This window comes from Gemmatimonadaceae bacterium, assembly GCA_036003045.1.
Taxonomy (GTDB): domain Bacteria; phylum Gemmatimonadota; class Gemmatimonadetes; order Gemmatimonadales; family Gemmatimonadaceae; genus JAQBQB01.
Map to the genome: position 1 here is coordinate 46,249 of DASYSS010000032.1, position 14,012 is coordinate 60,260.

At 64.8% G+C, this 14,012-nt stretch carries 6 protein-coding genes; 1 reads left to right on the top strand and 5 read right to left on the bottom strand.

The genetic code is table 11. The features are described 5' to 3' along the window. Nucleotides 1–25 precede the first annotated feature (25 nt). The 3 genes from VGQ44_07325 to VGQ44_07335 all read right to left on the bottom strand — a co-directional run bounded on the left by VGQ44_07325 (nt 26) and on the right by VGQ44_07335 (nt 4,554). Nucleotides 26–2,668, bottom strand: coding sequence for an ADOP family duplicated permease (locus VGQ44_07325; protein HEV8446613.1), 2,643 nt, complete (start codon nt 2,666–2,668; stop codon nt 26–28). Further along, entirely contained in the window at nt 2,661–2,909 is a 249-nt protein-coding gene (locus tag VGQ44_07330; protein ID HEV8446614.1) for a helix-turn-helix transcriptional regulator, read from the bottom strand. Before VGQ44_07330 ends, VGQ44_07325 begins: the two co-directional genes overlap by 8 nt. 466 nt (nt 2,910–3,375) lie before the next feature. Continuing rightward, nucleotides 3,376–4,554, bottom strand: coding sequence for a succinylglutamate desuccinylase/aspartoacylase family protein (locus VGQ44_07335; protein HEV8446615.1), 1,179 nt, complete (start codon nt 4,552–4,554; stop codon nt 3,376–3,378). 284 nt (nt 4,555–4,838) lie between these two features. On the opposite strand from VGQ44_07335, the gene VGQ44_07340 reads away from it, so the two are divergent. Continuing rightward, a complete protein-coding gene (locus VGQ44_07340; GenBank protein HEV8446616.1) occupies nt 4,839–5,258 on the top strand; it encodes a hypothetical protein in 420 nt (139 codons plus the stop codon). 287 nt (nt 5,259–5,545) lie between these two features. On the opposite strand, the gene VGQ44_07345 is transcribed toward VGQ44_07340, so the two are convergent. Together VGQ44_07345 and VGQ44_07350 are read right to left on the bottom strand one after the other, a co-directional pair. After that, a complete protein-coding gene (locus VGQ44_07345) occupies nt 5,546–10,954 on the bottom strand; it encodes a CHAT domain-containing protein (protein ID HEV8446617.1) in 5,409 nt (1,802 codons plus the stop codon). After that, entirely contained in the window at nt 10,951–14,001 is a 3,051-nt protein-coding gene (locus VGQ44_07350; protein ID HEV8446618.1) for a CHAT domain-containing tetratricopeptide repeat protein, read from the bottom strand. Before VGQ44_07350 ends, VGQ44_07345 begins: the two co-directional genes overlap by 4 nt. Nucleotides 14,002–14,012: the final 11 nt, after the last annotated feature.

Consider the following 14,012-nt stretch of genomic DNA (forward strand, 5'->3'; position numbering starts at 1 on the left):
TTCGTCAGTTCTCGCCGTTCGGCGGTCACGAGTCCGCTCGAAGCGCCTCGACGGGGTTGACGGTCGCCGCTCGCCGAGACGGGATGTACGCCGCCATTGCGCACGCCAGCAGCACCGTGCCGATTCCGGTCGCGTATCCCGTCACACTGTACGCGTCGACGAACGTGAACTGCGACGCCATGTAGCGCGACATCGCGAGGGCGCTCAGCGCCCCGGCCGCAATCGCGACGAACGCGAGTCGCATCAACTGCCGAAGGGCGAGCCCCACGACGTCGCCGGCCGTAGCGCCGAGAGCGAGTCGGATGCCGAACTCTCGCGTGCGCTGTGCGACGACGTACGCCACGACGCCGTACACGCCTGTGATCGTCAACAACAGCGCGATCAGTCCGAGGGCCGACGCCAGCCAGTACGCAGCGTGAAACGGATACCGCTGCACTTCGAGCGATGCCGTCATCGAGTGCATGTCCTGAATCGCCGCCGAGTCGCCGCGCGTCAAATCGCTTTCCAGCTTCGCGAGCGCCGCCTGGCCGGCGTCCGGAACGCGCGCCAGGATGACCCCTTCTACTGCGTCGAGCGGCTGCGGCAAATAGAGAAGCGGCCATTCACGCGACATGCCGATCCAACCGGGACTCACGTTCGACACGACGCCGACGACCGTCCCTTCATGAAACACCGGGCCGGCTGAATCACCCCGGGAGACGGGGAGAGCCCACCGCAGCCGTTGGCCAATGGGGTCGGCGTTCGGCCAGAACTGGCCGGCGGCTGCTTGACTCACCATCACGACGTCCTGCCGGCCGGCCGCTTCGTCCGAGGTGAAGGCTCGGCCAGCCAGTACTCGGATCCCGAGAACGTTGAAATACTCCGCCGAGACGACGTTGTATTTCGCGCGGCGCAGCGAATCGCTCGAGGTTTGGAGAACCACATTCCGCAGAATGCCGTCGAGCGGGTTGCGGGACGACGACGCGATTGGCCCGATACCGGGTTCGCGACGGAGTACGTCGAGCGCCCGGGCTCGGGAAGCCTCGGTCGGAAGCACCTGGACGACGCCTGACGTTCGCATGCCGGGCGAGATCGCGTCCGTGTTGCGCGCGGCGCGCAGCAGCACACCTGCCGTGACGAGCAGTAGGGCGCTCATTCCAATTTGCGCCACGACAAGTCCGTTGCGCAGCTTCGAAGGGCGAAGGTTGGAATCAAAGTCTCCCCGGGTCGCGTGAACGATTCCCGGCCGCGTCGATTGCAGCGCAGGTGCCAGGCCGAAGGCAATCGCCGCGGCGACCGCGGCCAGGGCGACGAACGCGAGCAGCCTCCCGTCGGGTGTCAGGGCGACCGGCCGCAGGTACGCCGCATAGCCACTCGGCGTCGAAGCGTACATCGCCGTGATGCCGAGCGCGATCGTCGCACGGGAGACGACGAAGCTCAGTGCGCCGGCGGGAACCGAGAGGAGCAGACTCTCGGTCAACAATTGCCGGATCAGCCTCGCGCGTGACGCGCCAAGCGCCAGCCGGACTCCGACCTCGCGTTGGCGCGCCATCCCGCGCGCGAGCATGAGGTTCGCCACGTTCGCGCACGCAATGAGCAGTACCAGCCCGAACGCGATGGCCATCGGAATGACGACTGCCAGCGTCTCGGCGTTGAGCGGAATCGAACCGTTATGCGACTCGAGGTTCGCGGTCGCGTTCACCCAATCCGGCCCACGACTCTTCGTGAAATCCCGGATGGCAGGCGCAAGCGCCGCCGCCGCTTGCTCGACGCTCACGCGTTGACGCAGCCGGACGATCAGCCGCACTCCGCGCCGGTTGTTGGGTTTCGCCGCCGGATCGAAGTAGTTGCGCGCCGGATCGAGCACGCTGCCCATCGTGATCGGCGCCCAGAAGTCGAACGGGACGCTCTCGATGCCGCCGAATCCCTTGGTCATGACTCCGACCACGCGGAGTCGCACACCGTTCAGCGCGATCGTCGAACCGACGATCGACGAGTCGCCCCCGAACCGCGACGTCCACATTTCGTGCGAGAGCACGACGACCGCTTCCGTCCCCGGCGCTCGGGAGTCGTTCGGGATCAGCGTCCGACCGATGGCCGGTGGTACGCCGAGCATCGAGAAATAGTTGCCGGTAACGAGTTGCCCGAAGACAGGCGTACCGCGGAAACGCGTAATGTAGATGTCATATGCGAGTGCGTCTTCGACGGCCTCGCGGTGGTCACGGATCGCGTTGGCTTGCGCCCAGGTGAAGAAGTAGTCCACCGCGTTCCCGCCGTGCGCGGCCACGGTATAGAGCGCCGACGGGTCGCGTACCGCGACGGGACGGAGTACGTAGGCGTCGAACAGGGTAAAGGCAGCGGTCGTCAAGCCGAGCCCAAGCCCGATCGTCACGACCACGGTGGCGACGAACGTCGGCGCGCGTCGGAACGCGCGCATCGCGTAGCCGACGTCCTGTCTGAGCTCCTCGATCGGCCGAAAGCGCATTGTGTCGCGTGCACGCTCGGCGGCGACGGTCGGGTTGCCGAATGCGCGCCGAGCGGCGAAGCGAGCGGCATCGGGTGACATTCCCTTGGCGACGTTCCGCTCGGCCTCGCGCTCGAGATGGTAGCGCAGCTCTTCGTCCAGCTCGGCGTCCGCAACGCGGCGATTGAGAAACGCACGAATGCGGATGCGGATCGAGTCAAACATCGGCGTCACTCCGCGCTCGACGGTTGTTCTCCGACGCGCCCCAGCGACCTCTGATCCGGCCCTTTGCTTCCAATCGACGGAGCGCCGGGTAGAGCGACCCGTAGTTCACGTCGAGCGCCCCCTTCGACACAACCTGAATGGATTGCGTGAGATCCCAGCCGTTCGCCGGGCTGGCGAGCAACAGCTTCAACACGATCAGGTCCAGCGTTCCCTGAAGCAGCTCCGCCCTTTGTTCGGCCATTTTTCCTCTAGACACTCAATAGGTCGAAGCTCGGCGTTGACCTCTAGAATGTCAATAGGGCGGTGACGCTGAGCCCGACTTCGATGACCGAAGACCACACGCCGTTTGGCTTCGAGAAGGCGCCTCGGTACATTGACCGGCGGTTCGAGCCCGCGACAGTGGCGGAGTGCCGGCCACCCTGAGTTCGATTGCCGGATCGAGTACGGCTTAGCGCGCGACGACAGGAACGGACATCAGACGACTGACATCGGTTTCGGCGTTGAGCGGCGACTCTCCATTTCAACTCGACACTCTACCGCGTCACGCCGAACCTGTTGTCTGACATCAGGCGTTCAGTTTTCCGACTTCGAGCGCACAGCCGTACGCAACTCGCCAAGACAGACCCCAGAGTGGCCGTGATCCACGCACTCCAAACAGCCGGCGGTGTCTCTGTCCGCCCTGTGTGTCTTGGCGTCGTTTGGAGGACTCACTCGGAGTAGTCCACCGGGAGCTCGTGAGCCGGGTCGTTGTACAAGATGGCGACCAACGGAATGCCGGGCTCGGCGACTGCGTCCGAGCGACGAGCCATGACCTCGCCGGCCACCCCGCTCGTGTATTCCGCCACTATTTCGCCAAACGCATTGCGCTGGATGGCGACCTTCTGCCCGACTTTGACCTTGTCATTCAGCTTGACCAGAAGCTCGACGAATCCGCCATGAGTCGTCAGGATCGTGTGCCCGCTGTTGCCAATGAAGATGTCCGTATTCCGCCCGGTGCGACCCATCTGACCGGAGATGATCCCGTGGTGCTTGAGCACATTCATCGTGCCTTCCACGAACAAGGGAATCATGTTGAGGTCCAGGATGCGTGAAGCGCCAATCTCGGGCGTGAGTGCGGGAATGCCCGCATCGATGAATGCGTTTGCGAGCAAAGTGGGATAGGCGGCATTGTCGAAGATCTGGTCGATCGGAAAGAGTTCCGCCATCGCCCGCACCTCGGGCAACTCCATTCGGGCAAGATTGAACGCCGTCACATCCATACCTGTCGTCCCCGTATGAAAATCGAGGGCGTAATCGGCGTTCGGTTTGAAGAGTCGGTTGAACAGGATCCCAGCATGCCGGCTGGCGGCACTGGCGCCATTCTCGTTTCCGGGCCATTCGCGATTGATGTCGACGAGGTCGATTCCTCGTCCTGAATTCGGCCACCTGCGCGCCATGCCTTCCAGGGCCGGACGGGATACGTCAGGGACCGCCAGCACCGTGCCCGACATCTGAGCCGGATCGAGCCGGCCCATGACGGTTTGTATGGTGTGCACCGGACTGATCTCATCGCCGTGCACACCGCCGGTCAGAGCGATGCGTTTGCCCGGCTTCGTCCCCACGGCGACCATCACCGACACGTACCAGTGGTGCCCCGTGGGCATTTGCACACCTTCGAAATAGAACGCGTGCGTCTTGCCACGTTCCAGATCATTCACGTCAAGAGCACTGATGACTTTCTTCCCGTGGATCACATCGCCGGTGTAGACCGTCGTTTGTGACTTTTTGGTGCCCTGAGCTCTCGCAGCGCCGGCCGTGCCCGCAAGAACAGCCGACGTGCCAACCAGGCCGATGGCTGCCATCATGAAGTCGCGTCGATCGATGCCTTCTTTGTGCTCGGACCGCATGGTGAAAGCTCCTTACGCTTTGCATGAGTCAGGAAAGCGTAGGCGCTGCATTGACGGGCAGCTATTGGCCGTAGGTTGACCGCCGTCGTGCGGACGGAACTGTCCGACATCCGGCTGGAATTCAGGCGGCGTGTGGCACGGGTCCACGCTCCAACGGCTCACCAAAGAGTAAGCGACCCTGAAGCCCCCGCCCCTCACTGGGGTGGACATCGGATGTAATTTTACATTACGATGTTTTCATGAGCGGGCGACGCCGTCCGGCCGACTCCAGACTCGGAGGGCCGTTGAGGGTCCCGCCGCTTGCTTGTGCGCTGCTCATCGCGGCCGTTGCCTGCGATGGAGGCAACGTAGTTCCATCCGGCGCATCGCTCGGCGGGACTTGGACGCTCCGCGCCATCAACCACGCGGCGCTGCCGTACGCGCTTCCTCAATCGCCCAACGGCTATCCCACGACGATCCTCGGCGCCATCCTCACCATCTCCGGAAGCGACTCTGGTTCGTACCTGGACGTCATCGCCGCTCGCGTAGTCACTCCCATGAGGACCATCGATACGTCGCTGACGTACTCGGGCACCTGGGTTTTCAGCGGCGGCTCGATCACGTTCAACGACAATATCGTTGGCGACGTTTATCAGGCTTCAGTGGTCAACGACACGATCGTGAAGCCCGTGTTGTTCGGGTACTACGGCGAATATTCCCGATAGCCTCTCAACGCGAGGCCGGAGGTTCGGCCACCGCCCGACGGGCGGTTGCTCTCCTACTCGTTGACGCGCGACTTCAGTTCCGAGCTTCATGTGGTGACGCCAGACAGAACCGATTCGCGGATGCTCCCCGGTTCTAGGACGTTCGACTACCTCGCCGTATGGAGACCTTGACTCAGGTTCTCCAATCGTGGCGGGACGGCCCCCATTCGCTCTCTTTGTGGTCAATTCGCTGGTTGAAGCACGACGGAAACCGATTGCTCGTCGACATGCCGCACCGTTAAGGCTCTTCAATCGGCACCAACGAGCTGGAACGCCGCCCAATACCGCGGATTCGACCAGGCTTTGTGCAGCTTATCCGTTCGGACGGCCTGCTGCGCGCGTTGTAGGGCCAGGGCCTTTGAGGGCTTGTCCGTGTCGGAGAGCCAGTGGCGATAAAACGCAGTCATGAGCGCATTTGTCGCCTCGTCATCGACGCTCCACAGGCTGCCGATCACGCTGAGAGCACCTTTGGCGAGAAATGCACGTTGCAATCCGAGGACGCCCTCCGCGGCGTTGAAGTCGCCAAAACCCGTTTGACACGCGCTCAGCACGACCAGATCCGCCTCGGTATGGATCGCGCGTTCGTCGACCAGCTCGGACACGGTCAACACGCCGTCTCCCGCGGATCCCGCGTTCCGTGACGCCGCGAGCGCGACAAACGATTTCCGTGAGTCCGATGGATTCGCGAATGCGACGCCGTGAGTCGCGAGATGTATGACGGTCGCGGTACTCATGCGCGCGCGGAGCTCTTGTTCGGAAGCCTGCCGTCCCACGAGGGGCTGGACGCCGAACAACCCGGCAATCGTGCGTGCCTCGGACTCCGCGCTATCCAGTGGGCCTAGCGAGAAGCCGTCGAGCGCTTTCGGAAGTGTTGGTGCGCCGAGGACCAACGCCGAACGGCGCCAGGCGAGGCTGTCGCGATACGGCGTGCCGCGCCCGTCGAGCAGGCTAAGAGCCGGCTGTCGCCACCGGCGCGGCGAAATCATGGCTCCTGTATTCGCAAATTCGATCTCCGCTACCGCCGCAAGAGATGGCCCGTACCGAATCGCAAAACGAGCGCCGAGCGGCTGCGTGTCGCGCGGCACGGTCAGCGCCGCGAAGGGAACTACCCCAAGGATTCCGTGGGGGATGACCACGAGCTCGCCTGTCGGCGACAACACGCGCGCGATCTCCGCTGGCAGGAGCACATTGCTCAACGCGCCAAGCGCCGCGCGAAGCTTCACGGAATCGCCGACCAAACCAGCGACGAGTCCTCGGGCTCTTTCTTTCGTCTCGGGGCGCGTCCCAGCTCGCGTGAGAATCCCATCGACACCGAGCTGGTCGCGCACCGCGCGTACGAGACCGGCTATCGAGTCACGACGGACTCTGCGCGGCGGCGCCGCGGCAATCTCATACGCCCCGTTGCGATAGGACTTCAGCCAGACGACCAAGGTATCGTCGGCGAGCAAGTACGACAGCACCTGCGCTTCCAATCCGCCGGCCCCGAGCAGCCTCTCACCCTCGACGGCAAGCCCCGCGTCGTCGACGTTCGTATCCGGCATCACCGATGAGATCTGTATCATCGAGTCACGGCGCACTCCATTCAACGAGGCGAATCGCTGAATGAGGGAATCATTGTCGGCCTGAGTGGTCTGACGGATATCCTGGAGCACCTGTCCGCGACCGCGATCCGCGAGCGCCAGCGCGATCAGCATGCTCGGCCGCATCCCGAGGCGCGGCGCCTCGGTGAGGAGCGCAAGCGACCAGTGCTCGTACACCTGCTCGAGACGTGAAGCCAGAGCAATGCGATTGGATTCGGAGGGGCTACCCCGCATGAGCGCCGCCAGAACGTGCGTTGCGCGCTGATACTCGTCCGAGGCCTGATCCACACTCGTAGCACGCTGGCGGTCGGCATCGGCGACCAGTAGCCGAGCCTCCTCCATGGGATCGCCGCGGTCGTGCGCTGCTTGAATCGAATCGGCGCGTGAGCGTTGGACTGTCACGCTCGACGATGCGCCCGCGATGATCTGGCCGCCGCTTCTGCGGGCAAGGTCCGCGAAAAACGCCGCGGAATCCGAGCGTTGAATCTGATCGTACAATCGGCTGATCTGCGTGTAGTCACGTGCGGCGGCGGTGTCGACGTGCGCGCGCTGCCAAATCGCGCTCGCCCATCCGCGGTATTGAATCGCGCTGTCGATGCGCGAGCGGGCTCGCAACTCGAGATCAGCAACCACCTCGAGCATGCGGGCGACCGCAATGCGATCAGGGATCGGTCCCTGAGCGGCCGAGAAGGCGGCCTGCACCACGGTGTTCGCCGAATCGAGGCAGCCCGAGCGGAGCAATATCGTGGCCCACGACGTGAGATGCTCTCGCGGCGCCGACGTGGACACTGCGCGAGAAAACATTGCCGCCGCCGAGTCGTCGCGACCCAGCTGAGCATACAACCGCCCGACGAGAGACATGCGGGTGTCTGCCTCGGACTTGTCGTGCGGCGGGATCTGCATGCTTCGGTCGAGGACGGATCGAAGTAGCGTGCGCGCGACAGAGGGCTGACCGGCCGCCGACAGGGCATCGGCCAGCTCGAGTTCGCGGGCCATCGCCGTGGACTCCTCCCCCACTGCGGCGGCGTGGCCGACGCTCGCCTGTAGCGACGTCACCGCGGAGTCGGGCCGCCCGACTGCGCGCCACAGGAACGACAGCTGTTCCTCGAGATTGCCGGCCAAGCGTGCGTCGCCCTTCTGCCGCGCCAGCGCGGTGGCGCTTCGGAGCACGACGACGGCCGAGTCCAGGCGGTCGTTGGAAGCGTGGAGCGAGGCGATCTGCGTCAGGATCTCGGCGGCCAGAGCTGTATCGCCGCCACGAATCGCCTGGGTTGAAAGCGGCAGCAACGCGCCGATCAGCGGCGCCCCGTTCTTATCTCGAGGGGGCGCTAGGAGTGCGCGCGTCCGTCTCGCGCGCGCGGCGACGCCAATCGCATTTCCGCGCGCCGCGACCGCGGCAGCCGAATCGACGAGTCGAACTACACTTGCGAGCTTGACAGAGTCCGTCGCCACCGCTCCTTCGACGGCGGCCATTCGCATCAATGTTCGCGCCAGGCCCGCGCCGTCGTTCGCGTGCAGGCGGAGAGTATGCGCGGCGCGCAACGTCTGCCGCGCGGAGTCGAGCATCGCGGAGTCGACGGTGAACTTCGTGATGCGCGCCTGGAAGATGGCGGCGACGGCGTCGAGCAGCCGCGCAGCGTTCGACGTGTCCCCGCTCGCGGCCAGACGGAGGGCCATGCGATGAAGATTTGGGACGCTGGATGGGACGCCGAACAGGCTAGAGAAGCTGGCGTCGAGTGCGTCGTCCCAAGGAATCAGCGTTTCGAGTTGCGAAGCCAGGTTCGGAGGCAGCGATGCCAAGGCCTCCGCGTAGTCCGGCTCATCGAACGCCAGGCGCGAGGCCCGTGTGTAGGCGCTGTGCCGCTCAGCGGCATTGCTTGGTAGCAGCTTGCCGAGCGCCACGAGAGCACGCGCTTCGGCCGCTCGATCGCCCAGCTGCTTCGCAAGCCGCGAACGCTGGCGTGCGTTGGCGAGCACCGAGTCGTCATCCGATGTGACCTCTGCCAACGCCTCGAGCGCCCTGTATTCGGTACTGCGCGCGCTGCTGCGCGCGCTAAGATCGGCAGATGTGGCCAAGGCCCGGGCTGCACCGGCACGCCACGTGTCCGCCTGCTTCTCACGCCAATCGTTGGCGCGCTCGGCCCGCGCAAGGCCCAATCCGAGGAGCAGCCGCGCGGCCGCGAGGGTATCACTCGCCTTCAGCGCGGCGGCCGCGGCGAACTCCTGGGCGGCAAACGCCGAATCTCGTGTCGGCGCAATCAGTCGCCGCAGTACGCTATCGCGAACGTGTTGCGACAAACTGTCGGTCATTCGCAAGAGATCAGAAAACAACCGATAGGCTGTCGTGCTATATGCGCGAAGCGAATCCGATGGCGTGATAGCGCGCCGGAGCGGCGTTACGTCGTCAACGACGGGTGTCGCCGGCAGGCGGCATGCGGCAACCGGCGCCGCTTGGGGAGTTGCTCGCGAAGGCTGGGCACGGGACGTGGCCGCTGCAATCGCCGCCGTGGGCTTCGCCACCGATGGTCCAAGCGCGACGGCATAGTCCGCGAGCAAGTCCGCGAGGACGATGTGGACGTTCGGCAACATCCGATCAAACGGAACGCCGACGAGGGCCGTGTCGCGCACGATGATGATGGTGCCGGTGTCCGGAACGAACGGCGCGATCGTCGCCGGAATGAACCGGCGACGGAGCGAGTCAGGCTGAGACGACGGAGCGGACGGCGGCGCTGAAAAGCCAACGGTTTCCTCGAGCAGGTCGCCCGAGCGCGAAATCAAGAATACGGCGAGGCTGTCGCGGACGCGCCGATACGCGAGCGCCGTTTGGCCTCGCGACTGAATCCGATCGATGATCTCAGACGAGGCCCCGGACAACTCTTCCGCGCCGATAATGCGGTCGCTACAGGGGCGAGGATATACGCGAATATCAACGTACGGGTGGCCTAGCCGGCGGCCGCCGGCCGCGTTCAGCGAGTCGAGCGTCGCGTGCCTCACCGTCGCTTCTTTGGCGATCATCGCCGCGCCGACCGCCCGTTCACGCCCGAGGACCGGCATGGCTCGCAGATACGCGCGCGTGGTTTCGTCACCGAGTTCGCGAACTGTGAGCAGAGCCGGGAAAGGGGGGATCTGGTCGACTTGGTCGGCGGGCGGACCCCGGCCCGAGTCGGCAACCTCACTCGCCGCGCCGTCGATCAGCCGCATCACCGTGGTGTCAGGTGTTCGCACCTCGAGAGCGGCCAGATACACCGCGTCGCGCGCGCGCTGTGCATCGGCCGCGCAGGAAAGGCCACTGTAGTAGACGTCTGATCGGCCCGGATGCGACCAATAAAAAAGCGCAGAGTCGGCTCGTCCCAAGGCGAAGTGCCCCGCGCCGATGCCTATGGCTGCATAGGCGCGCAAGCGGGGATCGAGCGAATCGCGCGACGCCCACATCGACCGGTAGTCGGCCAGCGCTAGGCTCCAATCGCCGTCCACGGCGCGCAGCTTTGCTCGCGCGAATGTGGCAGGCGCGGTCATACTCCAGAATGCGACGCGCGAGCGGGCACGTTCGGCCGCGTGGGCCATCTTCAGCGCCTCGTCGAGCGCGGCGACCGCGGAGTCACGCCGTCCGCGGCTCGCCAGCTGAGCGGCGAACTTTCGAAAATAGACGAATCCTGTATCTGCGGCCGGCCAGGTTCCCAGTACCGAGTCGCCACCAGCGAGGCCCAGCTCCGCAGCGCGCAAGGCATGCGCACCGGCATTCCCAAGGTCACCTGCAGCGCCGAGCCGCCGCGCCAATTGAAACTCAACACGGCCGGTGTAGGCGCGGAGCTGCGCTACGGATCGGTCGCCGATGGAAAGCGCGAAGTTGACGGCGGCGTCGGCGAGAGAAACGGCCGTGTCCAACTTGCCGGCCATCATCGCGTCGACCGATGCCCGACGAAGCGTGTCGAGCCGCAGTACTTGCGCGAGCGTGGGCGAACGAGCGCCACTCGGCCGCTGCGCCGCGGCGCCGCTGGAAACGGCGAGCACGCAGATGCAAACGAGCGAGAGAGCTGCGCCCGCGAAACGAGCCCGAACCATCGACGGCGTTCTCATCGTGCTCCTACGAGCTGAAACGCCGCCCAGTAGCGTGGTTGCTCGAACTGTTTCTTTTGCCGCACATCGCTCTGCGCCCGGCGGAGCGCCTCCGATTTAGAGGGAGAGTCACGATCGTCGAGCCAATGTGAATAGAACTGTCGCATGAGCAGCGCGGTCGCGTCGTCCGAGACATTCCAAAGGCTGACCAGCACGCTTTGCGCGCCTCGCGCGATGAATGCGCGTTGAAGTCCGATCGTCCCCTCAGCCTGCGCCAAATTCCCGAGGCCCGTTTGGCACGCGCTGAGCACGACGAGGTCGGCGTGGAGCCGGGGCAACGAATCGAGGATCTTGGTGATCGTGAGCAAACCATCATCCGCGGCCCGCGGTGACAAGGCAATGAAGCTGTCGCGCTCGTGCGCGTCGGAGCTGTAGGCGTAGCCGTGCGTGGCGAAATGGATGATGGGCACGGAGTCGGTGATCACCCCGCGAAGCGCTGCGAGGTTGGCATCCGGACCGGTGAGAAGTCGTGTCGTCTTGAGGCGCGCGGCGAGCCACCTGCCTTCTGCACCGGCTCCGTCAAGCGCCGGAAGTCGGACTCGATTCCCGGAGGAATCGGTGACGACCGGCATGCGAGGATTCGCTACGACGATCGAGCGCGAGAGCCATGACGCGTCAGCTCTGCCTTCGCCGGACCCCGGCCCCTCGGCAATCGCGGCGAGTGTCGTGAGCGACGGCGCATATCGAATCGCAAAGCGCTCGCCGAGCGGCATTCCATCCGGAGTCGACAATGCCGCGAAGGGAACCGCCGATAGCGGTCCGTGCGGGACGATCAGCAATTCGCCGGCAGGTGGTAGCTCGGCCAACACCTCGGGCGGGAGAAGGTAGGTTCGCAGTTCCGAAAGCACCGCCGTTGAAACGGCGGGGCGGTTGCCGCGCGCGTGCAAGCCCCGCTGAGTGTCGGGCGCTGAATCGGCAGCATCGCGCTTCTCGAGCACTAGTCCGCGAGACCCCGCTCCATCGGTCTGGAGCCCGTCGCGCAACTCTGCGACCAGCGTCGACAGCGAATCCCAGCCAATACGCCTCACGTGCGCCGTGACCGAATCGCGATCTCGAAGCACCCAAATGACAAGGGTGTCGTAGGTACTGTGGTAAGCGAGGGTCGTCGTCCCCGGCAATGATGTGGCGCGAAGCACAGCGGCCCCCTCACTGAGAAGATCGCCGCCGGCTTGCACTACGTTGGCTTCGTTCTGCGCGCGCTCGCGCACCAAACGGAGGAGTGCCTGTGACCGGCTTCGCTCGCTGACGGCGAGCGCCCGCAACGCGGCTTCGCGCGTGATCGCCCCATCGGCAGCTATGTTCAGCGTGGCGGAGACCCAGGCGTCATACGTGGTGGAGTTCTGCTCGGCGATTCGCACGCGTTCGACGTCGCGCTTGAACACTCGAGCGATGCGACCGCCGATCGCGATGGAGGAGTCATAGTACTGACCCGCGAGATCCAGCCGCCGAGGCGACGCGGCCACCTGGTACCATCGACCCAACATTCGAAGCGCATCGGCCTCATCGCCGAGGCTGCTCTCCTCCCGGGCGGCGCGAACCCCAGCTTCAAGTAGAATCTTCGCGGAGTCCCGTCCCATGTCGGTATATAAGTCACCAAGCATGCTGTAATACCGGGACAGGCTGCGCTCCTTTGCGCGCTTCGCGGTCTCGAGCGCATCGATGTAAACGAGGCGCGCCGTGTCGGGCTTGTTTTGCGCTTCGAGGGCGGCTCCGAGATTCGTGAGCGCCGTTGCGACGAGATCGGGCGAGCCGCGACGCGCGACATCAACCGCCCGTCGAAGGTAAACGGCGGCCGTATCGGGCTCGCCCCAGTAGTTGGTGTACACGATGCCGAGGCCGTTCAGCGCCCGCGCCTCGACGGGTTGATCGCCTCCCATTCGCGCCAGCTTGAGCGCCAGGCGATACTGTTCGTCGGCCTCCAATTCTCGGTCTACATCCTCGAGGACGTCGGCGAGGTCGGCGCGGTCGTGCGCCTCGGCGAGGTGATATCCAGTCCGGTGTTCGAGGTCGACTGCGCGCCGTAGTATCGCGATCGTCGAATCGTATTTCGGATACGAGCGATATACGTCCGCGAGATACGCGAGCGTCAAGGCCTCAGACTTGGTATTGCCGGCGCGGTGTCGCGCATCGGCCGCCGCGCGATAGTACGGGACCGCCGAATCCGCGGTGTGTTCGTAGTCGCCGAACGTGGTGGCGATGTTGGACAAATACTGTCCCTCATCACCCGCGTTTCGGCGGAGCCGAGCGAGCGCGAACGCTTCGCGGAACGTTGCCCGTGCGCCGGAGAAATCGCCGCGCGCGCGCCTGGCGAGACCCACGACGTTCAACAGGTAATCCTCCGCTGCCGAATCGTGGCGCGCTCGCAGTTTCGCCAACAGGGCCGGATAGCGCTCGATAACCGCATCGGGGCGATTGGCATCTCCATACGCCGCGAGCACGGCGTAGGCCACCAGATCCGCCCGAAGGGTGTCCTTCGCTGCGTTTGCCGCCGAATCGGCACGAGCGAAGTTCGCGAGGGCCGAGTCTAGACTCCCCGCGTTGCCGTAGAATCGGCCAAGAGAATACCAGCCGAGCGCAGCGTACTTCGCGGTCCGAGAAAGGAGTGGAACAGACTGGCGAAAGTAGTACAGCGCGGAGTCGGGGCTGTGCGCATCGACAAACGCGTCGCCGATGTTATTGACGAATATTCCTTCGTTCGTCGAATCATCTGTCGCGTGGCTAAGTGCCGCGGCGCGGCGATAGTACATGACCGCCGAATCCGGACGACCTGTCCGCACGGCGATGCGCCCGAGATTGTTGGCCGCACTCGCTTGTCCCGAGAAATAGTGCGCGTTTTCGTAGATGGCGAGCGCTCGGTGATACACTACGCTCGCCTGTTTGAACCCCGCCGCGTCGGCGCGATTGAACGCTGAATCCGCGCGGCGCAGCAGCCGGCGCGCCTCGGCGGTGTCGGCCTCGGGGGTTTGCACGGCGATGGCCGTCGCGAGAAGAACTCCTGCGATCAGCATGGACCCTCTGT